At 69.2% G+C, this 25,416-nt stretch carries 22 protein-coding genes and 1 tRNA gene; 10 read left to right on the forward strand and 13 right to left on the reverse strand.

Annotated features, from left to right (window positions below; genetic code table 11):
* Positions 1-64 precede the first annotated feature (64 nt).
* Complete coding sequence (locus K7W41_RS03380; RefSeq protein ID WP_224604732.1) at positions 65-655, reverse strand: hypothetical protein; 591 nt, start codon at positions 653-655, stop codon at positions 65-67.
* A gap of 240 nt (positions 656-895) precedes the next feature.
* Positions 896-1,783 (reverse strand): pyridoxal kinase PdxY, encoded by an 888-nt coding sequence (pdxY, locus tag K7W41_RS03385; RefSeq protein ID WP_224604734.1) that lies wholly within the window; start codon positions 1,781-1,783, stop codon positions 896-898.
* Between the two features lie 292 nt (positions 1,784-2,075).
* On the opposite strand from pdxY, the gene K7W41_RS03390 reads away from it, so the two are divergent.
* Positions 2,076-2,594: a hypothetical protein gene (locus K7W41_RS03390; protein ID WP_224604736.1), complete on the forward strand. Its 519-nt coding sequence runs from the start codon at positions 2,076-2,078 to the stop codon at positions 2,592-2,594.
* Between the two features lie 249 nt (positions 2,595-2,843).
* On the opposite strand, the gene K7W41_RS03395 is transcribed toward K7W41_RS03390, so the two are convergent.
* Together K7W41_RS03395 and K7W41_RS03400 are read right to left on the reverse strand one after the other, a co-directional pair.
* A complete protein-coding gene (locus K7W41_RS03395) occupies positions 2,844-4,367 on the reverse strand; it encodes a Ppx/GppA phosphatase family protein (RefSeq protein ID WP_224604740.1) in 1,524 nt (507 codons plus the stop codon).
* A gap of 135 nt (positions 4,368-4,502) precedes the next feature.
* On the reverse strand, positions 4,503-5,534 hold the full coding sequence (locus K7W41_RS03400) for a GNAT family N-acetyltransferase (RefSeq protein WP_224604743.1): 1,032 nt from the start codon (positions 5,532-5,534) through the stop codon (positions 4,503-4,505).
* 255 nt (positions 5,535-5,789) lie between these two features.
* Between K7W41_RS03400 and K7W41_RS03405 the strand changes: the two genes are divergently transcribed.
* Positions 5,790-6,344 carry an endonuclease dU gene (locus K7W41_RS03405; RefSeq protein ID WP_224604745.1) on the forward strand — a complete coding sequence of 185 codons (555 nt, stop codon included), beginning with the start codon at positions 5,790-5,792 and terminating at the stop codon, positions 6,342-6,344.
* A 172-nt stretch (positions 6,345-6,516) separates the two neighbouring features.
* Positions 6,517-7,617, forward strand: a complete 1,101-nt coding sequence (locus K7W41_RS03410; RefSeq protein WP_224604747.1) for a DUF4384 domain-containing protein — start codon at positions 6,517-6,519, stop codon at positions 7,615-7,617.
* 78 nt (positions 7,618-7,695) lie between these two features.
* Here the strand turns inward: K7W41_RS03410 and K7W41_RS03415 are convergent, their stop codons facing one another.
* The 7 genes from K7W41_RS03415 to K7W41_RS03445 form a co-directional block, all read right to left on the reverse strand.
* Positions 7,696-9,414, reverse strand: a complete 1,719-nt coding sequence (locus K7W41_RS03415; RefSeq protein WP_224604748.1) for a M3 family oligoendopeptidase — start codon at positions 9,412-9,414, stop codon at positions 7,696-7,698.
* 130 nt (positions 9,415-9,544) lie between these two features.
* Entirely contained in the window at positions 9,545-10,417 is an 873-nt protein-coding gene (locus K7W41_RS03420; protein ID WP_224604749.1) for a PSP1 domain-containing protein, read from the reverse strand.
* 157 nt (positions 10,418-10,574) lie between these two features.
* The gene (locus tag K7W41_RS03425; protein WP_224604750.1) at positions 10,575-10,952 is read right to left on the reverse strand and encodes a RidA family protein; all 378 of its coding nucleotides are present in this window, start codon (positions 10,950-10,952) and stop codon (positions 10,575-10,577) included.
* Between the two features lie 43 nt (positions 10,953-10,995).
* A complete protein-coding gene (locus K7W41_RS03430; protein ID WP_224604751.1) occupies positions 10,996-12,054 on the reverse strand; it encodes a PP2C family protein-serine/threonine phosphatase in 1,059 nt (352 codons plus the stop codon).
* 130 nt (positions 12,055-12,184) lie between these two features.
* Complete coding sequence (locus tag K7W41_RS03435) at positions 12,185-12,610, reverse strand: methylglyoxal synthase (protein ID WP_224604752.1); 426 nt, start codon at positions 12,608-12,610, stop codon at positions 12,185-12,187.
* Positions 12,611-12,779: 169 nt separating this feature from the next.
* Positions 12,780-13,667 (reverse strand): DUF1206 domain-containing protein, encoded by an 888-nt coding sequence (locus K7W41_RS03440; protein ID WP_224604753.1) that lies wholly within the window; start codon positions 13,665-13,667, stop codon positions 12,780-12,782.
* 154 nt (positions 13,668-13,821) lie between these two features.
* The gene (locus K7W41_RS03445) at positions 13,822-14,310 is read right to left on the reverse strand and encodes a YbjN domain-containing protein (RefSeq protein ID WP_224604755.1); all 489 of its coding nucleotides are present in this window, start codon (positions 14,308-14,310) and stop codon (positions 13,822-13,824) included.
* Between the two features lie 97 nt (positions 14,311-14,407).
* Between K7W41_RS03445 and K7W41_RS03450 the strand changes: the two genes are divergently transcribed.
* The 5 genes from K7W41_RS03450 (at position 14,408) to K7W41_RS03470 (ending at position 20,848) form a co-directional block, all read left to right on the forward strand.
* Positions 14,408-15,448, forward strand: a complete 1,041-nt coding sequence (locus K7W41_RS03450) for a bifunctional nicotinamide-nucleotide adenylyltransferase/Nudix hydroxylase (protein WP_224604759.1) — start codon at positions 14,408-14,410, stop codon at positions 15,446-15,448.
* Between the two features lie 648 nt (positions 15,449-16,096).
* Positions 16,097-18,742: a DEAD/DEAH box helicase gene (locus K7W41_RS03455; protein ID WP_224604760.1), complete on the forward strand. Its 2,646-nt coding sequence runs from the start codon at positions 16,097-16,099 to the stop codon at positions 18,740-18,742.
* Positions 18,743-18,796: 54 nt separating this feature from the next.
* A tRNA-Gln gene (locus K7W41_RS03460) sits at positions 18,797-18,870 on the forward strand.
* A gap of 204 nt (positions 18,871-19,074) precedes the next feature.
* Complete coding sequence (locus K7W41_RS03465) at positions 19,075-19,665, forward strand: DUF4384 domain-containing protein (protein WP_224604762.1); 591 nt, start codon at positions 19,075-19,077, stop codon at positions 19,663-19,665.
* Positions 19,666-19,750: 85 nt separating this feature from the next.
* Positions 19,751-20,848 (forward strand): DUF4357 domain-containing protein, encoded by a 1,098-nt coding sequence (locus tag K7W41_RS03470; protein WP_224604765.1) that lies wholly within the window; start codon positions 19,751-19,753, stop codon positions 20,846-20,848.
* Here K7W41_RS03470 and K7W41_RS03475 read toward each other — a convergent pair.
* Both K7W41_RS03475 and K7W41_RS03480 read right to left on the reverse strand, forming a co-directional pair.
* On the reverse strand, positions 20,826-21,188 hold the full coding sequence (locus tag K7W41_RS03475) for a hotdog fold thioesterase (RefSeq protein ID WP_224604766.1): 363 nt from the start codon (positions 21,186-21,188) through the stop codon (positions 20,826-20,828). The genes K7W41_RS03470 and K7W41_RS03475 overlap by 23 nt on opposite strands.
* A 28-nt stretch (positions 21,189-21,216) precedes the next feature.
* Positions 21,217-22,053 carry a MerR family transcriptional regulator gene (locus tag K7W41_RS03480; RefSeq protein WP_224604767.1) on the reverse strand — a complete coding sequence of 279 codons (837 nt, stop codon included), beginning with the start codon at positions 22,051-22,053 and terminating at the stop codon, positions 21,217-21,219.
* 216 nt (positions 22,054-22,269) lie between these two features.
* Between K7W41_RS03480 and K7W41_RS03485 the strand changes: the two genes are divergently transcribed.
* The gene (locus K7W41_RS03485; protein ID WP_224604768.1) at positions 22,270-22,953 is read left to right on the forward strand and encodes a glycerophosphodiester phosphodiesterase; all 684 of its coding nucleotides are present in this window, start codon (positions 22,270-22,272) and stop codon (positions 22,951-22,953) included.
* Between the two features lie 46 nt (positions 22,954-22,999).
* Entirely contained in the window at positions 23,000-25,225 is a 2,226-nt protein-coding gene (locus tag K7W41_RS03490; protein WP_224604769.1) for an esterase-like activity of phytase family protein, read from the forward strand.
* Positions 25,226-25,416 lie beyond the last annotated feature (191 nt).

The following is a 25,416-nucleotide window of genomic DNA, read 5'->3' on the forward strand; positions in this document are numbered from 1 at the left end:
CCAGCCAACGACCGACCCCCCGACGGGCTGCAACCGCCGGGGGGCCTGGGGGATCAGGGGGAGTTTACATCGAGCTGCCGGTGGAGCCCATGGGGCGGCGGTTCATGCCGCTGTCGTCCATGATCTGGCCCCCGTGACGGGCGGCGGTGGCCTGCACGGCGTCAAAGGGCACGCTGTCTTCCACGCCCACCACGCGGCCACCACTGTTCATGGTGCTGTGCATGTGGTCGTAAGAGGTGTGGTCCACCTCGTAGGTGTCTTCCATGCTGGTGCGGCCGTCGTGGTTCTCGTCCACGCCCATCGCGCCGCCCGTGGCGCCCACCGCCGCGCCCACGCCGGAGCCCAGCGCGGTCATGCCCAGGATCACGGGCAGGGCGAGGCCGCCCGTCGCCACCACGGCGCCCGAGGCCAGCACGCCGGCCACAGCCCCGGCCACGGCGCCCACGCCGGTGCCCTTCACGGCGCCGGCGCCGGCATCTTCAGCGCCCGCGCTGGCGTCGGCGGTCACGGTGTCGGTGGTGGTCGTCGTGGTGCTGGTGCCGCCGCTGCGCATGTAGCTGGCGCGGCCCAGGGTGGGGGCCACGAGGCCCTGCTGCTGCATGTCGGCAATGAAGGCGTCGGCGGCGGCAACGGTCGGGAACATGACGTGTTTCATGCCTCCCAGTGTTCACGCCACCTGCACCCCCTTCCATGAGAGCCCGCGCAACGGGCATTGGGGCGACCCTGAGACCACCCTGAGACGCACCTCACAAAGCTCAGCATCTGGCCTTCAGGCGTGGCGCATGCCGGGCAGGCGGGGCTGGATTTCAGCGGGTTCTGCGTGCAGTGGGGCGCTGCATGGCGGCACCGAAGCGCGGCCCAGACCGCAGAAGGTCGCGGGCCCTCTCCTGCCGGCCTACCCCACCTGCTGCGCTTCAAACAGCCGGGCCGGGCGCACAAAGTCGTCCTGGGAGGCCACCAGCTGAATCTCGCGCGTGCCCGCAAGGTGGGTGCGCTGCAGCAGGGCGTAGAGCGCGCTCATGGCGAGGCTCAGGGCGCTGTCGGGGCGACCACTGTGCAGGTAATGCCCGAAAAACAGCGCGGCAATCGCGTCGCCCGTGCCGTTGCGAGGGGGGTCCAGGGGCAGCAGGGGCGTGCGGCACAGCCACGCGCCGTCCTCGCCCACCACCAGGGTTTCAATACTGCCCTCGGGGGCGCCGCTGCGCACCAGACTGGTGAGAAGCACCAGCCGGGGCCCCCCGGCGCGCATCCGCTCCCGTAGGGCGCGCGCGGCGTTCAGGGCCTGTTCCAGCGTCTCCACTGTGTGGCCAGTCAGCAGTTCCAGCTCGAACTGGTTGGGGGTCAGAATGTCCGCTTCGGGCACCGCCTGGGCCCCGATCAGGTCCGGCAGTTCGGGGCGCACGAACACGCCCCGGCCCACATCGCCCATCACGGGGTCGCAGCAGTACAGGGCCTGCGGGTTGGCGGCGCGCACCCGGCGCACGGCGTCCACCACCGCCGCCACCGTGCCCTCGCTGCCCATGTACCCACTGAGCACCGCGTGGCACTCCGGCAGCGCGCCGCGCGCCTCGATGCCGTCAATCAGTTCGGCCACCAGTTCGGGCGGAAAGACCGTGCCAGTCCAGGCGCCGTAACCGGTGTGGTTGGAAAACTGCACCGTGTGAATGGCCCAGACCTCAAAGCCCAGCCGCTGCAGCGGAAACACGGCGGCGGCGTTGCCCACGTGCCCGTAGCTGACCCACGACTGTATGGACAGGATGTTTCTTGGCGGCCCTTGCGTCATGCCGCCCAGGATACGGCGGGGGGCGGCGGCGAAAATATCTGCCCTGCCTGATCGCCGGTTTCCGGGCGGAGGGCGCGGGAAAAGAGACGGTGTTTCGGGCCTGGAACTCGAACCGCATCGCCGGCCAAAAGATGTGCCGCGTCCCCAGCGGTTCCGGGCGGGTCTGCCACACCGGATGAAGCCCCCTTGAGCCTTCTGAAGGACCCCGCCCAGTGAGGAGGCCCCAGCACCTGAACCGGGCTTCATATGCGCTGGGCTGGCCCCCCGGATACTTCGCACAACGGAGGCTGACATGAAACGACTGCTGCTCACCCTGGCCCTGCTGAGTGCCGCTGCCCTGGCCCAGACCGACACGACGAACACCACCGACCCCGCCGCCAGCACCACCGACCTGAGCACCTCCACGGGGACCGACACCACCGGAGAAACAGGCACAGGCGAGGCGAGCACCAGCGACACCGGGACCACCGATACGGCCACGGGCGATACGGGCACGGGCGACACGGGGACGGGCGACACCGGCATCGGCGACACCGGAGCGACCGAGACCGGCACCACGGACATGGGCACTACGGACATGGGCACGACCGATGCGGGCACCACCGGAACCGAGCCCAGCACCGACAGCTCGGAGATTGGCACCCCGGCAGAGACGGCCGTCGGCAGCGAAAGCGGCGCCCCGGGCAGCACCAGCATGGTTCAGGGCGACACGCGTGGCAATCCCTTTCCCTGGGGCCTGCTGGGGTTGCTGGGCCTGGGCGGGCTGATGGGCCGGGCGGCAGCGCAGCGGCGCGGACCGGGCCGGGCGTAAACGGGCGCAGGGCCCGGCACAGAGCGGCGTTTCGTCTGGGAGAGGGGCCTTTCTGGCTCCTCTTTCCTTCTGGACGCTGACAGCGGTTGGCGTTGAGGAGGGAAGGGACGCCCTCAACGCCAACCGCCGTCTATCGCAGTCACTCGCGCCGCTCGCCCCACACGACCTGAAAGGTTCACCCTGAGGTCTTGTGGGGACCGCTCTGAATGCCAATCCTGGTTAGCGCCTCAGCCGCTCTGGGCTTTGCGTTCAGGGCAAGGCGTGCAGGGTCAGTGGGCCCAGCACGCGCGCCCAGACATCCGCCTTGTCGCGCGCGCCTTCCAGGTCCAGGGGCGTGGCACCGCTGACGGTCAGGCGCCAGCCTCCACCCCGGCGGTCCAGGGCTTCAATCTGCACCCCGCCCGCGTGCGAGCGATCCAGGCCGTCGGCCACGCGCAGCACGGCCACCAGCCGGGTCAGCAGGGCCTGTTCGGGGGCCGAGAGCGCGGCGAACTCCGGGTGGGTGGTTTTGGGCGCACTCTTGCGGTGGTAGCGCGCCAGCAAGGCAATCCACTCGATCTCGCGCGGGGTAAAACCGCGCAGCTCGGCGTGGCGGATCAGGTAGGCGCTGTGTTTGTGGTGGGCGCTCTGGGCCACAATCTGTCCCACCTCGTGCAGCGCCCCGGCCGCCGTGAGCAGGCTGCGGGCCTCGCCCTCCGGGCCAAATGATTCGCCCGCCGCCTGCAGGCCGGCCAGCAGCCCCCGGGCCAGCGCCGCCACCTGCCGGGCGTGCGACAGGTTCGCCCCAAAACGCTCGGCGGTGCCCAGCACACTGCGCTGCCGGGCGCTGATGGACGACTGGTAGGCCTGCAGACGCGTGAGTTCCTCGATCAGCATGCCCTCGCGCAGCGCCCCCTCGCTCACCGTGACCTCGGCAGCGCCTAGCAACGCCAGCGCCGCGTGCAGGGTGGCCAGCCCAGCCACGATGGTGTCGGCCCGGCGTTCCAGGCCCGGCAGGCGGGCGCGCGCAGCCGAGCGCAGGCCGCGCACCTGTTCCAGCAGGGCCCCCAGTTCGGCCAGCGAGAAGCGCGTGCCGTTCACGCTCTGCGCGTGTTCGCCCCGCCGCGCCAGGATCGCCACAGCGGCGGCTTCGGCGGTGCCGCTGGAGAGCACCACCCGCGTGCCGGCCCGCACCCGGAAGCGCGCGGCGTGCGGCGCCAGCGCGTCCTGCACCGCCGCGCGCAGGGCCGACAGTTCGCGCCGCCCCGGCGTTTCGGTGGGCACATGGGCCCGGGTCATGCGAATGGCGCCCAGGGGCAGGCTCAGCACGTCTCGGGCACGCGCCGCGTCGCCGCGCACGAATTCCAGGCTGCCGCCCCCCAGGTCCAGCAGCACGTTGTCGGGGCCCAGTTCCACGGCGTGGGCCGCGCCCAGGTAGGTCAGTTCGCCTTCGCGCTCGCCGCTGATGATGGCCGGGTACACCCCGGTGCGCGCCAGCATCCGCGCCGCCACCGCCGCGCCGTTGGGGGCCTCGCGCAGGGCGCTGGTGGCGTACACATGCACCTCGGGCACGCCCGCACTGGCGGCCAGGGCCCGGAACCGGGTCAGCGCCGACGACAGGCGGTCCTCGCCTTCCGGGGTCAGGTTGCCCGCCGCGTCCAGGCACTCGCCCAGGCGGGTGCGGTCTTTCAGGGCGTCCAGCACGCGGTAGCCGCCGGCCTCGCCGGCGGTCATGGCCTCGGCGATCAGCAGATGGCTGGAATTGGTGCCCACATCCGCCACCGCGACCCTCATGCCCGGCGCTCCTGAACCTGCGTGTTCATGGGCTGCAGGGTAGCGTGAAGGGAAAGGGGCCATGGGCTTTGGGCCATGAGCCATGGGGGGGGTTCCCTCATGGCTCATGGCCCAGAGCTCATGGCCTGTCTGTCTTCAGGCCAGCTTCAGTTGCCACTCGGTGAAGGTGGACCACGGCGTAAAGCCCAGGGTCACGTTGATGCCGAGCATGGCGGCGTTCTCGTGGGCGTTGTTGGTCTGCACCCAGCGTGCGCCCGGCACGGTGGCCAGGATGTGCTCCAGCATGGCGGCCTTGACCCATTTGCCCAGGCCCTGGCCCCGCGCGCCCGGCCGCACGGCGGTGGCGCCCTGGAACACCGGGCCCTGGCGCTCCGGGGTCCAGAAGATCTCGCTGTAGGCGTCCAGCGCGCCCGTGCGGGTGTCTTCAATGGCCATCATGGTGCGGACCTCGCCCGCTTCCTCAATCATGGCGTCCCAGGCGCGGATCATTTCGGGGGTAATGCGCCAGTCGTCCTGCTCCAGGTCGCCCTTGGGGGCCGTGTTCATCACCATCATCATGTCGGCGGCGCGGTCCAGGTACGCGTCGGGCACGGTGGTCCACAGGTGCAGGCGGTAGGGGTCGCCTTCGGGGCGCCCCTGCCAGCGGGCCAGCAGGTCACGGTCCAGCCCAGAGAGGGGCAGGCGGCTCTGGCGCATGGGCAGCGCGGCCTGGGCGCCGGTGGCCTGCGCAAAGGCCTCGCCGGCAGGCACGCGGCTGGTGGTCCCGAAGGTCAACACGGTGCGGCCGGCCTGCATGGCCATGTCACGCAGTTGCCCGCCCAGGGTGCGGCCCAGGCCCTGACGACGCGCCTGCGGGGCCACCACCAGCCGGGCGTGGGCCATGTGGGTGTTCTGTTCGGTGTCGTATTCCAGGCAGCCCCAGGCCAGGGCCTGCGCGCCTTGCCACACCACGAGGTGGTGCTTGCGTTCGGTGGGCAGCTGGTGGCTCAGGCCCACGGCTTCCTGTTCTGGGATCAGGGGTGGGTCTTCGGGATTGGCGTAGGCAAAGCTGTCGGCCAGCAGGCGGCCCACGGCCAGTTTCTGTTCGGGCGTGGCACTGGCCGGGTCAAAGAGGCTGACTGGCCAGGCGCCAGCGTTCAGATCGGGCAGGGGAAGCGTGGAGGTCATGGGGGCAGTGTGACCCCTGGGGGTCAGAGGAACATGCGCCGGATGGCGGAGGGGGGCGTAAGCAAAGGCGGTCTCGCTTTTTAAGTTGCTCGCGGTTGATCCCTGGATCAACCGGGCGAAGCGAGGAGCGAAAACAGGGCCTCGCCCCAGGAATGGAAACGTTTCTGCTCTGCGCTCTTCTGAAACGGTGGCATGGGGGAGGTGCGAGGCCCTTCGCTGCCCGGTCCGGTTTGCGGCTGCGACATACTGCGCGGCGTGTTCGCCCACGCCATCGGCTTTGACGACGCGCCGTTTGACCGCGCCCACCGGGGCAACGTGCCGGTGATTGGCGCCGTGTACGCCCGCACCACCCTGCACGCCGTGGTGCGCGGGCACGTGCGCCGCGACGGGCGCAACAGCACCGCCGAACTGGCGCGGCTGGTGGCCCTGTCGCCCGAACACCTGCAGCTGGTGCTGCTGCAGGGCATTGCGCTGGCAGGCTTCAACGTGGTGGATCTGCCGGGGCTGCATGTGGCGACGGGTCTGCCCGTGCTGGTGGTGGCCCGAAAGGCCCCGGACCTGGACCGGATTCGCGCGGCGCTGCTGTCGCGGGTGCCGGGCGGCGCGCGCAAGTGGCGCCTGATCGAGGCCGCCGGGCCGATGGAACCCTGCGGCGGCGTGTACGTGCAGCGCGTGGGCCTGACCCTGGCCCAGGCCGAGGCCGCCCTGCACACCTTCACGGTGACCGGCCGGGTGCCGGAACCGCTGCGCGCCCCACATCTCATCGCCCGCGCGCTGGTCCAGGGGCACAGCCGGGGCGGCCGAGCGTAGGGGTCGGCCGGATCAGGGGCGCTGCTGTGCCCACCTCAACCCCCACCGAACTTGACCAAGTCCTCTGGATTCTCAGCCACCGGGGCCAGCACATTTACCGTCTGCTGAACTGTGAATGTTCCCGTCAGGTGGCGTCAGCACGGCGTCATGCGGGCCGGGCACACTGCCAGGCATGAAGAAGAACTCGACCGTCACCGCCCTGCTGGCCCTCGGCACCGCTACCACCCTCAGCGTGGCGGGCGCGCAGGCCAAGATCAGTGCGCAGAGCATCATCGTCAACCCCACCCAGCCCGACCTGTCCGTGAGCGTGCGCGTGGACAAGGACCCCAGCGGCAACAGCAACCCGGCCTACCGCGTGGGCGAGAACATCACTGTGAGCGCCACGGTCAACCGCGACGCCTACGTCTACCTGTTCAACGTGAACCCCGACGGCACCGTGGACCAGGTGCTGCCCAACCGCCTGAGCGGCGAGAACTTCGTCAAGGCGAACACCACCAAGAGCTTCCCGGCGCCCGGCGACAACTTCACCTACTCGGTGGAAGGCCCGGTCGGCCAGAACAAGGTGCTGGCCCTGGCCAGCCTGACCCCGCTGAACCTCGACCAGATCAGCTCCTTCCGCACGGCCCAGGACCAGTTCGCCACCGTGAGCACCCAGGGCGGGCAGACCGGGCTGGCGCAGGCCCTGAGCATCGTGGTCAACCCCCTGCCTCAGAACAGCTGGGTGAGTGACACCGCCTTCTACACCGTGGCCGCGCAGACCCCGGTGAGCACCGGCAGCCTGTTCGTGGGCACCAACGTGGCGGGCGCCACCGTGATCCTCAACGGCCAGCGCCTGGGCGGCGCCAACGTGACCTACAGCAACCTGCGCCCCGGCACCTACCCCGTGCGGGTGCAGGCCCCCGGTTTCGCTGACTTCAGCTCCACCGTGACCGTGCGTGCGGGCACGACCACCAACCTGAACGTGGAATTTGCCCAGCCCCTGAGTGTGGCCCCGGCGCCCGTGAACACCGGCAACGGCGTGCTGGACTTTATCGGCAACCTGCTGGGCGCCATTGCGGGCACCCAGCTGCAGGACCCCGCCCGCAGCGCCTACGACCAGAAGGTGCGTGAACTGCAGGCCGACGGCTACGCGCTGCAGCAGAGCCGCACCACCGGCACCGGCTACAGCGGCACCCTGGTGCGCGGCGCCAGCACCGTCACCCTGACCGTGGACCGGGGCGCCAACCGCACCGTGCGCGTGAACGTGAGCGAAACGACGACGTACCGCTACTGAGGCGATGGTCGAAGGGTAATGGTTGATGGTTGAACAGCAGGGCCCCTGGAACGTTCCGGGGGCCCTGTTCGTGTGGCGTTAGGCCTGGAGCTGTTCGGTGAGGAAGGTCATCAGGCTGCGGATGTGGTCGCGGTCAAAGCGGAATTCGGTGCCGGCGGCGCGGTAGAGCTCCGGGACGGGCACGGTGTTGCCCAGGCGCAGGCTGGCCTTGTAACGCTCCAGGGCGCCGGTGGGGTCCTGCTGAGCGCCGCGCCAGACCCCCACGGCCGCCAGATAGCACATGGCGTATTCGATGTAATAAAAGGGCACCTGGAAGATGTGGTAGTACTGCCAGCCCTTGGCGCGCAGGCGCTCGTCCAGGCCGTCCCAGTTCACGAAGGGGTGGAAGGTGCGGTCCAGTTCCAGCCATTTGGCGTCCAGGTCGGCAACCGTCACGGTGTCGGGGGCCTCGGCGTACAGCCAGTGCTGGAAAGCGTCCATCTGCGCGGCCCAGGGCAGGAAGGCCACCACGCCCTGCAGCTGCTTTTCGCGGTAGCGCGCCAATTCGTCCGGCGAGAACACATGCCCCAGGTGGTCCAGGGTCAGGAATTCCATCGCCATACTGGGAATCTCCACGAACTCAATGGGGCTCCAGCGGTTCCACACCAGCGGCTGGGCCTCGCCGCTGTAAAAGCCGTGGAAAGCGTGCCCCACCTCATGGAACAGCACCCGCACGTCCTCGGCAGTGCCCACCACATTCATCAGCACAAAGGGTTCGTTGGTGGTCGGAAAGTACGAGCAGTAGGCGTGGCTCATCTTGCCTGGGCGCGATTCCAGGTCCAGCAGGCCCCCGGCGCGCATCTGGGCAAAGCGGGCCGCCAGCCCGGAATCCAGGCCGCCAAAGGCCGTCTGGGCCAGAGTTTCCAGTTCGGCGCCCCCCTGGAACGGGGTCAGCGGCGCGCGGGCCTGGGGGTCCAGCAGGTTGTTGCGGTTGTAGTCCCAGGGGCGCAGGGCGCCCAGGCCCAGTTGCGCGGCGATCTCGGCCGTCATGCGCGAGAGCAGCGGCACCACCTCAGTCTGCACCGCCTCGTGGAAGGCGCGGCAGTCGGCGGGGGTGTAGTCCACCCGGTCCAGTTCCTTCCAGCGCAGGTCGCGGTAGTTCGCCTCGTCGGCGTTGCGCGCCAGCTGCCAGCGGGTGGCGATCAGGCGCGCCATCACGTCGTCCAGTTGCGGGGCCACCTCGGCGTTGCTGGCGGTCAGGGCGTGCCACGCGGCCTCGCGCGCGGGGCGACTGGGGTCGTCCAGGCGCTGCTTGATCTGGGGAATGGTCAGTGTCTCGCCGCCCAGTTGCACCGTCTGATTGCCGGTGATCACCGCGTATTCCTGCTTCTGGGCTTCGTGGGTGACCTCCAGGTCCACGTTGGCCTCGCGGAACAGGGCGGCGGCGTCCCGCATGCGGCGCAGGGCCAAGGCGAAATTGGGGGCGGGCTCGTAGTCCGGCACCGCCAGCAGCTTTTCTTTGAGGGCCTGCTCGGCGCGCGCCCACTGCGGCAGAGCCTCGGCCACAAAGGTCTGGTAGCGGGCCTGGGCGTCCGGCTGATCGGTGTGCAGGTCGGCAAACGTCGAGAGCTTGGCGCCCACGGCCTGCACTTCGCTGCTGAGGGTGCTCCAGGCCGCCAGCCAGGCGGGCACCTCCCCAGCCTGCAGGGCTTGGGCCTGCAGCGCCTGAAAGCGGGGCGCGTAGTGGGCCCACTCGGCCGCAGGTGCGGGCACCGTCAGCGTCTGGTCGGCGGTGGACTGGGAAGGCACAGGGCTCATGCCCGCGAGTGTACTGCGCGCCCCACGTGGGCCGGCCCCGCACCGGAGACTGCCGCCGCGTTCCTGTTCGGGCCCAGCGGACGCGGGGTCAGGGACGGGCAGCAGGCCGCTGCGCCCTGGGCTGTCCCCCTTACTCGCTGGGGGCTGGGCGGGGCCCCTTGCCGGGCCGCCCCTGGGGCCGCCCGCCTTCAGGCAGCGCGCGCACCTCGGCGTCGGTCATGCGGCGCAGGTCGGCGGCGGGCACGTTCTGCAGCAGGCCCTGATCGGTCGCCACGTCCACCGTGCCGCTGAGGGGATGCAGCTTGGTCACCTTGCCGCAGGCCCCCGAGCCCTCGTGGCAGACCTTGGCGTTCTTGCGCGGCAGGTCCTTGAGGAGTTCAAGGTACTGGGTGTGCTCAAACTGCAGGCAGCACAGCAGGCGCCCGCAGGGCCCCGAGAGCTTTTCCGGGTTCAGCGGCAACTGCTGGTCGCGCGCCATGCGAATGCTGACCGGCGCGAAGTCCTGCAGGTGCGTGGACGAACAGTTCTCGCGCCCGCAGGCCCCCAGCGTGCCGATCATCTGCGCCTGCTCGCGCGGGCCCACCGCCGCAAAGTTCACGCGGGCGCGGGTGTGGGCGCGTACCTCGCCAATCAGGCTGCTCAGTTCAATGCGCTCGTCGGCGCTGTAGCTGACCGTCACGAGGCTCTCGTCCAGCGTGAATTCTGCGGCCACCACCTTCACCGGCAGGCTGCGCTGTCGGGCGCGGGCGCGCAGCAACCATTTCAGGTCCTCGCCCGCGCGGTGCAGGTCTTCCCAGCGGCTCAGGTCCTCGGGGGTGGCGGCGCGCAGCACGGCGCCGTAGCGTTCCTGGGCGAGCGGCTCGCGGGGTTCGCCGCGCACGGTGGCCACCTCCGGGCCGCGCTTGCCCTGCACCACCACGCGCGTGCCCACAGGGTGCGCCTCCTCGCTCAGCATGGCGTGGAGACGGGGACTGCGCTCAAAGCGGATGGGCAGGACAACCATTCGCTGCAGGATGTCACGGCCAGCCCGGGGCCGTCGAGACGCGAGGCACAAAGGGGCGTGGGAAGTGGGGGTTTGGGCGGCCAGGGGCCCGTTCCCTTTACCAACAAGCGGGGGCTGGTCGCGGTGTGCGCCAGCCCCCACAGCATTGCCCCGAAGCTCAGTGGCGCTCGGCCAGGACCTCAATTTCCACCCGCACGTCGCGCGGGAGCCTCGCCACCTGCACGGTGCTGCGGGCGGGGTAGGGCGCGCGGAAATGCGCCTCGTAGACCGCGTTCATGGCGGCAAACTCGTTCATGTCGGCCAGGAACACGGTCGTTTTCACCACCCGGTCCAGATCGGTGCCCGCAGCGGTCAGCACGGCCCTGAGGTTGGCGATCACCTGTTCGGTCTGTTCGGTGATGCCGCCCTCGACCAGTTCGCCACTCGGGGTCAGCGGAATCTGGCCGCTGGTCACCACGAGGTTGCCGAAGGTCACGGCCTGGCTGTAGGGCCCGATGGCCGCGGGGGCACTGTCCGTCTGCACAATCTCTTTCATGCCCCGAGCATACCGGGCCGTGGTTTGCAGGCGCGCCCCTACCCTAGGGCCGCGACTCGCGCACCGGCAGTTCGGCCACCCGCGCCTGGGCGGGCAGGGCGGCGCTGGGAGCGCCCAGGGTCGGCGGGGGGCGCCCCACCGCACGCTGGCCCACCATAATGGCCAGCAGCAGCACGGTGCCCGATAGCCCGATGGGCACCCGGCTTTCGGGCGCCAGCATGATGCCCAGCAGCGTGAAATACGCCACCATCAGCAGCAGGTACGTGGCGAGGCTGTTGCCGCGCTGGGCGCTGAGCAGGGCGTCCACGTAAACCGGCCCGTCTTCGCGGCGGTGGGGCAGTGTGTAACCGGGCAGGCGTCCGGCGCGCTGGATATCCACAATCAGGGCCGTGATGTTGTCGGGCCCGCCCTCGTCGTTGGCGGCATTGACCAGCAGCCGGGCCGTGGCCTCCGGCGACAGGGGCCGCGAGAGCAGGCCCAGCAGGACCTGATCGGTCACCACGCCGCTCAGGCCATCGGTGCACAGCAGCAGGCGGTCGCCGGCCTGCACCGCCAGGCCAAAGAGTTCCAGCCGCACCCGCTCCTCGCCGCCCAGCGCGTTGCTGACCACGCTGCGCCACTGGTGGTCACGCGCCTCGTCCTCGGTCATGAGGCCCTGGCGCACCTGCTCGGCCACCCAGGAGTGGTCGTCGGTGAGGCGGTGCAGTTCGCCGCCGCGCAGCAGGTAGGCGCGCGAGTCGCCCACATGGGCCAGCAGCGCCGCGCCCCGGTCCACCAGGGCGGCGAGCAGCGTGGTGCCCATGCCCACGTACTCGCCGACCGCGTGGCGCAGCACCGCCATATTCGCGGCCTGCACCGCATTGGCCAGCCGCACGGGCGGGGTGCCCCGGCTGTCCAGGTAGGCCTGGCTCAGCGCGTCCAGGGCGAGGTTGGCCGCCAGTTCTCCGGCCGCGTGGCCGCCCATGCCGTCGGCCACCGCGTACAGGCCCCCGTGCGGCAGGTCCAGCGCCAGCGCGGCATCCTGATTGACCCCGCCCTGCCGCTGACGGCCCACATCGGTCAGCAGGCCCGACGTGAGCGAGGGCGTCGCGGAAGCGCGCATGAGACCAATATAAGCCACGGGCCGCGCCCGTTTGCCGCCGGGGGCGCAAAGGCCGTGGGGCCAGCGGGCGTGCTGCCGTTGAACAGACCCCTGCAGCGGTCACGGCGGCAGGCCGCCCCACCCCGGGGGCCTAGCTTTCGTCGCGGCCCAAAGCGGCGGGCTGGGTGCGCAGCCAGCCCAGCAGGGCCTCGGCACTGGCGGGGTTGGTCGCCAGGGGCACGTCATGGACATCGCACAGGCGTACCAGGGCCGTGACATCGGGTTCGTGGGGCTGGGCGGTCAGGGGATCACGGAAGAAGAACACGGCCAGCACCTCGTCCTGGGCCAGCCGTGCGCCGATCTGCTGGTCGCCGCCCAGCGGTCCAGAGAGCACCCGCTCGATGGTCAGGCCCGTCTGTTTTTCCAGCAGGCCGCCCGTGGTGCCGGTGGCCACCAGATGAAAGCGGCCCAGCACTTCGCGGTGGGCCAGGGTAAAGAGGGCCAGTTCCAGTTTCTTCTTGTCATGGGCGATCAGGGCGACCTGACGGCGGCTGGAGGGCGGCGGGGCAGCGGTCATGCGGGGATTGTGCCACGCCCTGCGGCGAGGGGCACTGGCCCTGCCCAGCGCGGCCAGACGGGGCCAGCAACTTTGGAAGGTGGGTGCCCAGACGGTATCTACAGATCCGGCCCCTGTTTCCCCCAGCGTCAGTGGATCTCAACCCACGGGAGGACGCGGCGTTCCGCACTCAGGCGGCGTCTTCCACCCGGATGCGGCGGTACAGGGCCTGCACCCCGCACCACAGGCCGTAGCACAGTGTGCCCAGGGCCACGGCGCCCAGCAGCACGTTGCCAGCCGGCTGGTCGCGCAGCCACGTCAGCGCCTCGGACACGCCCACGGCCTCGCGGGCGCGGCCCCGCCACGCGGCCAGCAGGGCAAAGCTGCCAATCACCAGCATCAGCAGCCCGCGCGCCGTAATGCCCATCTGCCCAATCTTGACCAGCACGCCGCGCAGGCGCTCGCTGATGTCGTGAAAGGCCATGCGTTTCATGAACTTGGCGCCGTAGGCCACGTACAGCTGGTAGGCCGCCACACCCAGCAGGAACAGCCCTATGGCGGTCAGCAGCAGGCGGCCGGCGGGCAGGTTCAGCACGGCAGCGGCGGCGCGGTCCTCGCTGTTCTGCTGGCGGGTGGCCGTGCCCAGCAGCGCCAGCCGCGCCGAGAAGAGGGCCAGGCCGGTGTTCGCCACGCCGCTGAGCAGGTAGCCGGCGCGTTTGCCCAGGCCCTTGGGGCCCGTGCCCTGGTGTTCAGGGTCCAGCAGCGCGCGGATCAGCTGCCACGTGGCGTAGCCCAGCAGGCCGGCGGCCAGCACCCACAGCAGCAGGCTGCCGCCAGGAATGTCCTGCAGCCGCAGCAGGGCGCCCTGCATGTCGGTGGTGGCCCCGCCCTGGCCCAGCGCCACGCCCAGGGCCAGCAGGCCAACGGCGCTGTACACCACGCCCTTACTGGCGTAGCCCACCCGGGCCAGGAGGTCCAGGCCCGGCGCGGCGTGCCCGGTGACGGCCTGCGCCCCCCGCCGCGCGCCACGTTTGACTTCAGAGGCCACCTCCTGGCCCATATTCTTCAGGTCTGCCATTGGACCTGTAGTGTGTGTCGCCCGGCCCGCGCGGCGGGTCTGAGGCCCCAGAAGCCGCCCTTGACCTGACGCGGCGACTTTCTTCATCTTGGCGCGGGGACACAGGCAAACCCCCCGTCGCCAGGGACGGGGGGCAAGGGGCGCGGGGCCGGGCTTAGGGCAGTTCCATCTCGAAGTCAGCGGCGTCTCCCAGGTATTCCGCCATCCAGGCCTTCACGGCGGCCTTGGTGTAGCCCCCGGCGATGGGCATGGTGGAGTCCAGGTAGTAGGCGCCTTCGTAGATGTACGCCTGGGTGTAGTAGTTGCTGTTCCAGTCGTTCACCAGTTCGGTGTCCAGGCTGTCCTCGTCGTCGCTGTAGTCCCACGACAGGCTGGCGGTGGCGCGGCTGCAGGTGTTGGCCTTGCAGCCACTGAGCCACACGGTGACCTCGTAGTCGCCGGCCATGACCGTCATGCTGGGGTCGCTGTCAGGGTCGGCGGGCTTCAGGGTCACCTTATAGCCGGCGTCGCGCAGGGCGGCGGCCATGGCGGCCGGTGTGGCGGGCTGCACCTGCGAGGCCGTGGGCGCCCCGGCGCCGCCGGCCAGGGCAGCGCCAGACAGAGCAGAAAGCAGGAAGGCCGCCGACAGAAGTTTTTTCGTCATGCCTTACAGTACGACGCCGGGTCGGCAAATGTGAGCAACTTTAGAATGGGTCAAGAGCTCACGCGGCTCATGAAGGAGGGTGCATACCATGAGGATTATGGCGACCCCCCTGCCCGCGCGGCGCAAGCGCACCTTCGGCGTGTACATTGGCCGCTTTGAGCCGCCGCACCAGGCGCACCTGCTGGTGATGCTTGAAGCCCTGGAGAGCGTGCAGAAGCTGATTGTGGTGATTGGCAGCGCGCGGGCGGCCCGCAACATCAAAAACCCCTTCACCGCCGACGAGCGCCAAGAGCTGATTGCGGCGATGCTGCAGGGCGCCGGCATTCCCCGCACCCGGGTGCTGTTCGTGCAGGTGCGCGACTACTTTTACAACGAAGCCCTGTGGCTCTCCGAGGTGCAAACTGGCGTGCATGCCCACACCCGGGGCAGCACGGACGTGGCCCTGATTGGGCATATCAAGGACGAGAGCAGCTATTACCTGCGCTCCTTTCCGGCCTGGGAGTTCATTCCCACCCACGTGGTGAGCCCCCTGAGCGCCACCGACGTGCGCAAGGCCTACTTTGAAGATCGCCTGGCCGACGTGCAGGGCATGGTGCCGCCCACCGTGCACGCTTTTCTGGACCGCTTCCGCGCTGCGCCAGAGTTCCGCGAATTACAGGCTGAATACGCCTACCTGAAGCAGTACCGCGCCGCGTGGCAGGACGCGCCGTACCCGCCGATTTTTGTGACCACCGACGCCGTGATCGTGAAAAGCGGCCATGTGCTGCTCGTGCGCCGGGGCGGGCTGCCGGGAAGGGGACGGCTGGCGATGCCCGGGGGCTTTCTGGAACAGGATGAAACCCTGCTGGCCTGCTGCGTGCGCGAGGTGCACGAGGAAACCGGCCTGGGCCCCGGCATTGACCTGGGGGCGGCGCTGCGGGCGCAGGCGGTCTTTGACTACCCGGACCGCAGTCTGCGGGGGCGGACGGTGACGCATGCCTTCCACTTTGATCTGGGGATTGGGCAGTTGCCGCGCCTGTCGGGGGGGAGTGACGCGAGTGAGGCGCTCTGGGTGCCGCTGAGTGAGGCGCTGGGGCAGCCGGAGCAGTTTTTTGAGGACCATCACGCGATCATTGAGCATTTTGTGATGCGGGGGTAGGAAGGAGATTTTTGGGCGAGTTCGTTTGCGGGCTTGCCCCACCCCCCCAGCCCCCCTACCCCGGAGGGGCAGGGGGGAGTTTTCCGCTGCGCTCGGCAAACGTCGACTGACGGTGTGGGGCGGCCTTCCTTCGTCCCGCTGTGTACGCCGTCGCCTTTCTCCGCCCATCGCCTCACGCCCGCGCGCTGCGCGCACGACGGCTTCCGTTGCTCACCCCGTAGAGGTGAAGGGTGGGGACGCTGAAAACGCGAGGTTCTACTTTTGAAAGGCAAAAGCGGCTATGGCTTCTGCTGCTTTTGAAAGTAGAACCTTCTGGCTCGCACCAAGGCAGCCTGCCCCTCCACTGCCCAGGTCCAGACGAGGCCGTCGTGCGCGCAGCGCGCGGGCCATTGCGATGGGGCGGAGGATGGCGTCGAAGCCGGACACGTTAACGGATAGAGCAACTCCGTCAACTTCAGTAAAAACTCTTGCCCAGTGCTAACGTCTGCTCCCCCCTGCCCCTCCGGGGTAGGGGGGCTGGGGGAGTGGGGCAAACGCAGGCAAACGTCATCACCCAAACAGCCCCCCAAATCCCAGAACCCCCCCCAGCCCCCACACCGTGACCCAATCCCCCCTCCCCGCCACTGCCCCCCCTCTACACTGAACCCCGTGCTCCCCGCCCGCTCCCCCTTCGCCCGCCTGGACGGCTTTCTGCGCGACACCCTGGGCAGCGGCGCCACCCGGCTGCACGAGGAAGAGGCGCAACCCGCCCGCACCGTGCCGGTGGCCGAGCTGGGCTGGAGTGACGCGGTGGCGCGCGGCTTTGGGTTCCCGGAGGTCTACGCCCACCAGGCCCAGACCTACCGCCTGATGCGGGGCGGCGACCATGTGATCATCACCACGCCCACCGCCAGCGGCAAGACTGGCGCCTTTTTCCCCGGCGTCTTTGACCGGCTGGAACGCGACCCGCGCTCAACGGCGCTGTTTGTCTACCCCCTGGTGGCCCTGGGCCAGGACCAGCGCGATAAGTTGCTGGCCTTTAAGGAACGCGGCGGGTTTCTCTGGGAGGTGGCGGCCTTCCAGGGCTCGGCCCAGAGCGGCGAGGTGTTCCGGCCGGGCGTGCGCATGGTCACCGCCACGCCCGACAAGCTGCACTGGTCGCTGACCCAGCCCGGCATGCGCGCTTTTCTGAAGGGGCTGTCGTTTCTGGTGCTGGACGAGGCCCACACCTACCGGGGCGGCTTTGGCTCCGAGGTGGCGGGGATGCTGCGGCGCCTGCTGGCCCTGGCCCGCGCGCTGGGGGCGAACCCCCAGGTGGTCCTGAGCACCGCCACCATTGGCAACCCGGCCGAGTTTGCCCGCGAACTGACCGGCGTGGACGCCACGGAAGTCAGCGAGTCCGGCGCGGCCCGCCACGGCAAACGTTACGTGCTGGCCGACCACCGAGGGCAACCCCGGCGCTTCTGGAACGCGGTGATGGACGCGTCAGAGCGCCACGACCTGAAGGTACTGGCCTTTTTCCGGGGCCGCTCGCGCGCTGCGCGCCTGTATTCCACCTACCGCGCCCAGCCGGGGTACGCCCGCCGCGCCCACCTGTATATGGCGGGCACCAGCGACCGCGAAGGCCGCCTCTCAGAATTTCGCCGCGCCCGCAGCGGGGTGATGTTTGCCACCAATGCGCTGGAAGCCGGGGTGGACATCGGCGACCTGGAAGTGGTGATTATTGACGGCTACCCGGGCAGCCGCATGGCCTTTCGCCAGATGGCGGGCCGCGCCGGACGCATTGCGCCGGGGCTGGTGCTGTACCTGCCCGCCCTGAACGAACAGGGGGTGCCGCTGCCGGCCGACGCCTTTTACAGCAACGCGGGCAATTTTCTGGAACTGCTGACCGGGCCCATTGAAAAGGCGGTGGTGGAGGCGCAGAACCCCTACCTCTCACCCCGCCACCAGGCCCGCGCCAACGAGGAATTTCGGCTGGCGGGGCTGGACCTGCCCCACGAGGTCCGCGCCGCCCCGCGCTACTGGAACCTGCGCGGCGAGGGCAGCCTGAAATACGCGGTGGTGGAGGCCGCCGACTGGGACCGGCTGGGCCCCAAAGCCCTGGACGCGCCGCTGGAAAGCCCCAGCCAGCACTACGCGCTGACCGAGAAGCACGAGGGCGCGGTGTTCACCCTGGACGGCCAGGGCTACAAGGTGCTGCGCTGGGACGAGCACCCGGCGGGCACCGCGATTGTGGTGGAAAAGTACGACGCCGCCAACCTTTTTACCCGGGGGCTGCACGCCACCCTGGTCACCCCGGTGGGGATGGGCGAATGGGTCCGCAAGGGTCCGCTGGCCTACCGCTGCGGCGAGGTCAGTATTCGGCGGCGGTATGCGGGCTACCAGATGCTGCGGCAGGTGTTCGAGCGCGTGTGCGTGGGCTGTGACCGCGAGCCCGGCCCCACCGAGCGCAGTTGCGCGCGCTGCGGGGGCCGCATTCAGGACCGCATGCAGGACCACAAGCTCAGTGAGCACCTGTACGAGCAGCCTACTGAACTGCCGCCCTTTCGCACCAGCGCCCTGGAAATCGGCGTGGACCCGCGCGCCACCGAGCGGCCCACGGCGGTGGCCCATACCCTCAAGCACCTGCTGCACAAGGTGACCCCCGAGCGCATTGCCTGCGACGAGAACGACCTCGCCAGCGCCTTCCGCGAGGGCCGCGACACCTACTTTTTTCTATACGACGACTGGCTGGGCGGCCTGGGCGTGGCGCGGCGGGCCTTTGAGCAGATGGACGACCTGCTGGACCGCGCCCTGAGTCTGGTGGCCAAGGGGTGCTGCCAGAACGCGCACGGCTGCTACGAGTGCATTGCGGTAGGCCGCTGCTTTGCGCCCACCCTGCCCAGCGGCGAGCGCCGCCCCACCGACAAGCACGCCACCCGGCTCTTTCTGGAAAGCCTGCCCGGCATCCGGGTGCCAGAGGCTGTGCCCGCCCCCGCCGCTCTCCCCGACGCGGCCCCCCTGCCCGACGAGATCGCCCTGCCGCCCAGCTGGCCGCTGCAGGCGCGCGAACTGCTGGACCTGCACGGCCTGTCCCTGCCCGAGGTCAGCGCCCGCCTGGGCATTCCCAGCCGTGAGTTGCAGCGCGCCGTGAGCACCACCGAGCCGCTGCGGCTACAGCACGCCAAATTCGGCACTGGGGTCTTTATGCAGGGCTTTCACCAGGGCGAACGCCGCGAGGTGCTGGTGTACTTCCCCGGCGTGGGCCAGAAGCGGCTGCTCCTGAAGTTTGCCGGCCTGACGGTGGTGGAGGGCGCGGCGGCTCCCCTCGCTTGACCCGCCCCGGGGGGCAAAGCTATACTCGGGCCCGCCGAGAAACGGCACTTCCATAGGGATATGGTGTAATGGCAGCACAACAGATTTTGGATCTGTTTGTCTAGGTTCGAGTCCTAGTATCCCTGCCAGAACGTACGGCCCCCGCGCTCAGCAGGGGTCGTTTCTGCTGTATGGCCCGGCTCATGAGACCAAACGTGACGAAGCTCATGTTCCGTCAGCTGGCCTTCACCGCCCGTCAGGCAGCGCGGCCTACCTTGGTGACAGAGGCACAGAGTTCCGCTGCACGGCCTGACCCCAGGCCGCAGGGTGCGCTGTGCCCACGGGAGTCCATCATGAAAAAGCCTGCCCTGCTGATCGCCTTCACTGCCTCCCTGCTTGGTGCCTTCAGTGCCCCCGCCAGCGCCGCCCCACAACTCAGCGCCCAGAGCATCATCGTCAACCCGGTGCCCACCACCCTGCAGGCCCGGGTGTGGGTGGACCGCGACCGCAGCGGCAACGCGGTGCCGAACTACCGCGTGGGCGACCGCATCACGCTATACGCCACGGTGAACGAGAACGCCTACGTGTACCTGTTCAACATCAACCCCGACGGCACCGTGGATCAGATTCTGCCCAACCGCTTCTCGGGCAACACCTACCTGCGCGCCGGGCAGACCCGCGCGTTCCCCAGCAGCCGCGACCGTTTTACCTTTGACGTGGCGGGCCCCGAGGGCCTGAACCGCGTGCTGGTGGTCGCCAGCCGCCGGCCGCTGAACCTGAACGAACTCAGCTCGTACGCTGCGGGGCAGGACTTTGCCACCGTGAAGCCCACCACGACCCCCGGCTTTGCCCAGGCCCTGAGCATCGTGGTGAACCCCGTGGAGAGACCTATTCCCCAGCAGGACTGGACCAGCGACACCGCCGCCTACAACGTGGATTACTGATAGTCAGCTTTTTTAAAGGGGGGGGGACGTTAAGTCCTCCTCCGCTGTTTTGAGGGCTGAGTGCCACTGATACACTGTTGACCACATGTCCGCTGTGCAGATGCGTGTTCGTGAGGCGGTACAGGCCGTACAGGTTTGGCTGGCGCATACCCCCGCTCCGGGTGAAGCCGTGGTGCGACAAGCCATTGTGCTGCGCCTTCTGCATGCGGCCGGTTTCGATATCTGGAATCCGGCTGAAGTGGTTCCCGAGGAGACCAACAGCAGTGGTAACCGATCCGATTTCTTGATTCGCCTGGGCACTGGCAAGTTTGCCCTGGAACTTAAGGGCATGAATGTCGCGCTGAGCCCCCGGGACTATCAGCAGGTGGTGACCTATGCGGCCAGCGAGGGCACACCCTGGGCAGTGCTCACCAACGGCCGGGTGTGGGTCATTCTGGACCGCACGCATAACCCCGGGGGCACCTTTCAGGAGCACGAGGTTCTGAAACTGGAGCTGGGGCAGGAAGGCGATACGTTTGCGGATGATTTCGCCGCGTTGTTTGATCCGGCCGTTTGGAAGGTAGACGCTTTTGCTCAGGCTGTAGGCAACGTGCGGGCGCGGCAGGAACGCCGGTTGAATGAAGCCCGCATTCGGCGTCAAAAGACGGCTGTCATTGAAGATATTCAGGAGCAGTTCCAGATTCCCTCGTTTGATCTAGCGGCCCAAGCAGCCGTCGAGATGAACCGCATGACTGAAGCTGAACGAGATGTATTGCTGGGTCACTCGCGGCATGCCACATCACCAACGACCCTCACCGCAACGCTGACGGACAGCACAACAGAAGTCTTTCAGGCGCCCATCCGGTTCCATTACCGGGTCAAAGGCGCCCACGCCACTGCTCTCTATGATCCTTCTCAAGGGACATGGACACTGATGGCAGGGAGCACTGCACTGAATCGCGTCTGCTCAGATCCTGCGCAGGCCCGAGCCCTCAAGAAACGGCGTGAAGTGCAGAAGGCTTCTGGGCAACTGGAGGAAGTAGATGCCACATACCTTCGGTTCCTGAGCGATGTGCCCTACACCAGCCCAAGTGTGCCGGCCCTGGACATTTCTGGCGGTCCGAAGAATGGGTGGGATGTGTGGCGGGATGACGAAGGGCGCCCAGCCCAGTTTTACCGGCCTACACCTTCTCCTTGCGGCTGACCGTGCCCTGGAACAGGGCCATCAGTTCCCAGTCGGCCTCGCGGCGCACCTCTACGCGGTAGATGCCCAGGGTGCGGCCCACGCGCTCCGGGGTGGCCAGCGCCACCAGGGCGTCGCCCGCGCGGGCCTGGCGCACAAAGGTCATGTGGGTATCAATGGCCACCGCCTGCGCCCCCAGGTTGCTGATGATAAACAGGGCCTCCTCGGCCAGGCCAAACACCACGCCGTTGTGCGCGCTGCCGCGCCGGTTCAGACCCGCGTCTCCAACCGTCAGGGAGACGCGGGTCAATTCAGGTAAAGCCTCCTGCACGGTCATGCCCAGGTGGTCGGCGTAGCTCATGACCCCAGGGTAGGGGAGAAGGCGGGGGCTATGGGTGGGGATGGTAGGGCCACGCCACCTCGCCGGCCGGGTCGCCCGCGCCCGCCGCGTCCCAGTCGTGGGGATACACCTCGCGGGGGCTGAGGTCGCCGCATGTCCCCTGGGCCTGGGCAGCGGCGCAGGTCACGTCGTAGGCCGCCAGGATGGCGGGGAACTCGAACTGGTCCTTGGTCAGCGTGACAAAGGCCTCGGCGTGGGCCGGTTCCACGCGCAGCCCCACCTCGCCGGCCGGGTGCAGCGCCCCGCTGTAGGGCACACAGATCTCGATGGGCCCGTCGCTGTCGGCGTTCACCTCGCCGTGGTAGATCACGAACGGCGCGGCGGCGGGTTGCGCGCCCTGGTCGCGCAGGGTCTGCAGCAGGGTGGTCATGCCCTGCGAGATGGCGGCGGACAGGCCGTCCACGTACACCTGCCGGGTCAGGGTGGCGACGTTCTGGGCGGGCACAGTGCGGGTCTGGGGGGTGGGGAGGGACATGGGCGTTTCTCCTTCGAGGTGCTGAATGAGGTGGCGGGTGAGGTCGCGCCGCTGGCGGTGTTCGGCGTCCAGCGCGGCGAGGTGCAGGCGCAGGGCGGCCGGGCGCTCGCCCGCCGGCAGGGCCAGCAGCGCCCCGATGGCGGGCAGGGGCATGTCGGCCTGACGCAGCCGGCCAATCAGGCGGGCGTCGGCCAGCTGGGCGGGCGTGTAGCGGCGGTAGCCACTCTGGGGGTCCACCTGCGCGGGCCGCAGCAGGCCCAGTTCGTCGTACAGCCGCAGGGCCTTGGGGCTCAGGCGACTGGCGCCGGCAAACGCGCCGATGGTCATGAGGGGCAGGGCAGGGGTGGGCATAGGGGGGCCTCCGGAGGTGAGCCCAGGGTGGGCCCTGCCCCTGGGGGAAGGTCAAGGGGGCTAAGGGTCGAAGAGTCAAAGGGTCTAAGGGGGTGAGGGAGGGGTCGAGAAGTCTAGGGGTCGAGCCGTCGAGGGAGGCACAGGGTTTCTCGACGCCTGGACCCTTAGACCTCTCGACGGCGGCGCCCCCGCCGCCCCCTGCGCTACCCTTGCCCCATGACCCCCCTCCTGCTGGGCCACCGGGGCGCGCCGGGGTTGGCGCCAGAGAACACGCTGGCCAGTTTTCAGGCGGCGCTGGCGGCCGGGCTGGACGGCGTGGAACTGGACGTGCGGCGATTGGCAGACGGCACGCTGGCGGTGCACCACGACGCGGCGCTCCCCGGTGGGCGGCGGCTGGCGGCGCTTACAGCCGCCGAGCTGCCGCCGCAGGTGCCCACCCTGCCAGCCGCGCTGGCCTGGGCCGCCGACACGGGCGCGTTCGTGAACGTGGAACTGAAGTTTGAGGGCCCCTGGCCCGACGACCGGGTGGCGGGCACCCTGCGCGCGGTCACCGCCCACGGCCTGACACGGCGGGTGATCGTGAGTTCCTTTCTGCCCACGCTGCTGCGGGCCGCCCGGGACTTGGCCCCACAGATCGAGCGTGGGTTGCTGGTGCACCGCGCGTATCCGCCGCCCCTACTGCGGGCCGGAATGCGCTGGACCGGCAGCGCGGCCCTGCACCCGGAGGTGGGCACGGTGGACGCGCGCCTGCTGGCCCTGGCCCGCGCGCAGGGCTGGCGGGTGCACGCCTGGACGGTGAATGACCCTGCCGAGGTCAAGCGGCTGAGCGCCCTGGGCGTGGACGGCCTGATCGGGGACGACCCCGCCGCCCTGCTGGGCGCGCGGTTGACCGGCCCCTGACGCGGGGCGCACCCCAGCCTGACGAACGCCCGGCACCGTACAGCGTGTGAGAACACTCCTGATTGGTGTCACGGCCCTGCTGAGCCTCGCTTCATCTGTTCACGCCGCCACGCTGGTGGGGTACGCACACCTGCCCGCCGACACCTTCGCGGCCGGGCCCGCCAGTGGGGCCTACAGCGGCGCGGGGCTGCGCGGTCAGGCGCGCTTTTCGTCGCAGCCGGTACAGGGGTTTTCGGGGGTGCAGTTCGGCAAGAACGGGGGCTACCTGTTCCTCAGCGACAACGGGTTTGGCAGCAAGGCCAACAGCGCCGACTACCTGCTGCGCCTGTACACCCTGAACCTGAACGCCAAAACGGCCCCCACCGGCCAGGACAAGGTGGAGGTGGGCGCCTTTGTCAGCCTGCGCGACCCCGATCGCAAGGTGCCCTGGGTGATCGTGAACGAGGCCAGCCCCGAGCGGCTGCTGACTGGCGCGGACTTTGACGTGGAAGGCTTTGTGCTGGCCCCCGACGGCACGCTGTGGGTGGGCGACGAATTCGGGCCCTACCTGCTGCACTTCAGCGCGGACGGCCGGCTGCTGGACGCCCCCATCGCCACGCCCAACCTGCCGGGCCTGCCCACCCTACGCGGTCAGGCGCCCATCGTGATCGGGCACCGGGGCAGCAGCGGCACCCGCCCGGAGCACACCCTGGAAGCCTACCGGGTGGCGATTGAAGCGGGCGCGGATTTCGTAGAGCCCGACCTGGTGGTGACCAAAGACGGCGTGCTGATTGCCCGCCACGAACCCGTGATTGCCGTGGTGGACGCCAGCGGCAAGGTGCTGGAAGCCACTGCCGATGTGGCGTCGCGCCCTGAATTCGCCTCGCGCCTGACCACCAAGAAGGTGGACGGTGTGGAGGTGCGCGGCTACTTTGCCGAGGACTTTACGCTGGCTGAACTGAAAACCCTGCGCGCCGTGGAGCGCCTGCCCGCGCTGCGCGGCAAGGCCTACGACGGCCAGTTTCAGATTCCCACCCTGGCCGAAGTGATTGCGCTGGTGAGGGACGTGGAAGCGAAAACCGGGCGCAAGATCGGCATCTACCCCGAGACCAAGCACCCCACCTACTTTCAGCAGATGGGCGTGAACACCTCGCAGCTGCTGATTGACACGCTGAAAAAAGAAGGCTTTACCGACCCGGCGCGCGTGTTCATCCAGTCCTTCGAGACCGCCAACCTGAAGGCCCTGAAAACCGACATCATGCCGAAGGCTGGGGTGAACCTGCCCCTGGTGCAGCTGGTCAGCAGCCCCGACGAGGCGCCCTACGACTGGGCGGCGAAGGGCGACCCCCGCAAGTATGACGCCCTGACCACCGACGCCGGCCTGAAAGACATTGCCAGCTACGCCAGTGGCGTGGGGGCCTACAAGCGCTGGATCATCACCGACAAGGGGCAGACCACCGATTTCGTGACCCGCGCCCACGCGGCGGGCCTGCTGGTGCACCCCTGGACCTTCCGCAACGAGGCCACGTACCTGCTGCCCGGCTACGCGGGCGACCCCGAAGCCGAGATGCGTCAGGCCCTGCTGGCCGGCGTGGACGGCTTTTTCACGGATTTCCCTGCCACCGGCGCCCGCGTGGTGGGCCAGTACACCGCCCCCGAGGTACGCAGCCCCCAGAACCCGGCCTTTGCCCTGGGCGGCAGCAGTGCGGCGGCCAACGTGGGTGCCAGCGGCGGCTTCGAGGGTCTGAGCCTGAGCCCGGACGGCAAGACGTTGTACGCCCTGCTGGAAAAAACCGTGACCGGCGACCGGCCCGGCCAGCTGCGCCTGCACGCCTACGATCTGGCGGGCAAGACGTGGACCCTGGCCGGCCGCTACGCCCTGGATGACGCCGCCCACGCCATCGGCGACCTGACCCCGGTGAACGCTTCGCAGGCCCTGGTGCTGGAGCGCGACAACGCCAGCGGCGCGGCGGCCAAGAGCAAGCGCGTGTATCTGGTCAGCCTGAACGAGAAGAACGTCGACGGCACCCTGAAAAAGACCCTGGTGGCCGACCTGATGAACGTGAAAGACCCCCAGGGCCTGGCCCCCAGCACCCAGGGCGGCGTGTTCACGTTCCCCTACGTGACCATTGAAAACCTGCTGGTGCTGGACGCAAACACCATTCTGGTCGCCAACGACAACAACTACCCCGGCACGGGCGGGCGCGGCGCCGACGTGAAGGACGCCACCGAGTTCCTGTGGCTGAAGCTGGATAGCCCCCTCACCCTGGCGCCCGGCGTGGGCCGCCGGTAAGCCACAAGGCCCGCCCCCGGTTCTTCAAGATTTCCCGCTGCCCGGTGTGCGGCGCCTGACTTCAGAGTTCTGTCAGAGCCGGCCGCACACACTGAGGGCCTCTCTCCCGCAGGTGGGCCGAAGTGCCCGCACTCCTTTTTCCTCTTGTTGAAAGGGCCGCGCCGAGGTGTTTCCCCTCTGAGCGCGGCCCT

The sequence above is a fragment of the Deinococcus multiflagellatus genome (assembly GCF_020166415.1).
GTDB lineage: Bacteria > Deinococcota > Deinococci > Deinococcales > Deinococcaceae > Deinococcus > Deinococcus multiflagellatus.

What these genes read in the sequence shown, in the direction of transcription:
- K7W41_RS03445 (WP_224604755.1), bottom strand. Translation starts at nt 14,310, where the DNA reads ATGACGAAAAAACTTCTGTCGGCGGCCTTCCTGCTTTCTGCTCTGTCT.
- K7W41_RS03400 (WP_224604743.1), bottom strand. Translation starts at nt 5,534, where the DNA reads ATGACCTCCACGCTTCCCCTGCCCGATCTGAACGCTGGCGCCTGGCCA.
- K7W41_RS03465 (WP_224604762.1), top strand. Translation starts at nt 19,075, where the DNA reads ATGAAAAAGCCTGCCCTGCTGATCGCCTTCACTGCCTCCCTGCTTGGT.
- K7W41_RS03480 (WP_224604767.1), bottom strand. Translation starts at nt 22,053, where the DNA reads ATGCCCACCCCTGCCCTGCCCCTCATGACCATCGGCGCGTTTGCCGGC.
- K7W41_RS03470 (WP_224604765.1), top strand. Translation starts at nt 19,751, where the DNA reads ATGTCCGCTGTGCAGATGCGTGTTCGTGAGGCGGTACAGGCCGTACAG.
- K7W41_RS03475 (WP_224604766.1), bottom strand. Translation starts at nt 21,188, where the DNA reads ATGAGCTACGCCGACCACCTGGGCATGACCGTGCAGGAGGCTTTACCT.
- K7W41_RS03410 (WP_224604747.1), top strand. Translation starts at nt 6,517, where the DNA reads ATGAAGAAGAACTCGACCGTCACCGCCCTGCTGGCCCTCGGCACCGCT.
- K7W41_RS03435 (WP_224604752.1), bottom strand. Translation starts at nt 12,610, where the DNA reads ATGACCGCTGCCCCGCCGCCCTCCAGCCGCCGTCAGGTCGCCCTGATC.
- K7W41_RS03415 (WP_224604748.1), bottom strand. Translation starts at nt 9,414, where the DNA reads ATGAGCCCTGTGCCTTCCCAGTCCACCGCCGACCAGACGCTGACGGTG.
- K7W41_RS03430 (WP_224604751.1), bottom strand. Translation starts at nt 12,054, where the DNA reads ATGCGCGCTTCCGCGACGCCCTCGCTCACGTCGGGCCTGCTGACCGAT.
- K7W41_RS03395 (WP_224604740.1), bottom strand. Translation starts at nt 4,367, where the DNA reads ATGAGGGTCGCGGTGGCGGATGTGGGCACCAATTCCAGCCATCTGCTG.
- K7W41_RS03485 (WP_224604768.1), top strand. Translation starts at nt 22,270, where the DNA reads ATGACCCCCCTCCTGCTGGGCCACCGGGGCGCGCCGGGGTTGGCGCCA.
- K7W41_RS03450 (WP_224604759.1), top strand. Translation starts at nt 14,408, where the DNA reads ATGGCGACCCCCCTGCCCGCGCGGCGCAAGCGCACCTTCGGCGTGTAC.
- K7W41_RS03380 (WP_224604732.1), bottom strand. Translation starts at nt 655, where the DNA reads ATGAAACACGTCATGTTCCCGACCGTTGCCGCCGCCGACGCCTTCATT.
- K7W41_RS03425 (WP_224604750.1), bottom strand. Translation starts at nt 10,952, where the DNA reads ATGAAAGAGATTGTGCAGACGGACAGTGCCCCCGCGGCCATCGGGCCC.
- K7W41_RS03390 (WP_224604736.1), top strand. Translation starts at nt 2,076, where the DNA reads ATGAAACGACTGCTGCTCACCCTGGCCCTGCTGAGTGCCGCTGCCCTG.
- pdxY (WP_224604734.1), bottom strand. Translation starts at nt 1,783, where the DNA reads ATGACGCAAGGGCCGCCAAGAAACATCCTGTCCATACAGTCGTGGGTC.
- K7W41_RS03440 (WP_224604753.1), bottom strand. Translation starts at nt 13,667, where the DNA reads ATGGCAGACCTGAAGAATATGGGCCAGGAGGTGGCCTCTGAAGTCAAA.
- K7W41_RS03420 (WP_224604749.1), bottom strand. Translation starts at nt 10,417, where the DNA reads ATGGTTGTCCTGCCCATCCGCTTTGAGCGCAGTCCCCGTCTCCACGCC.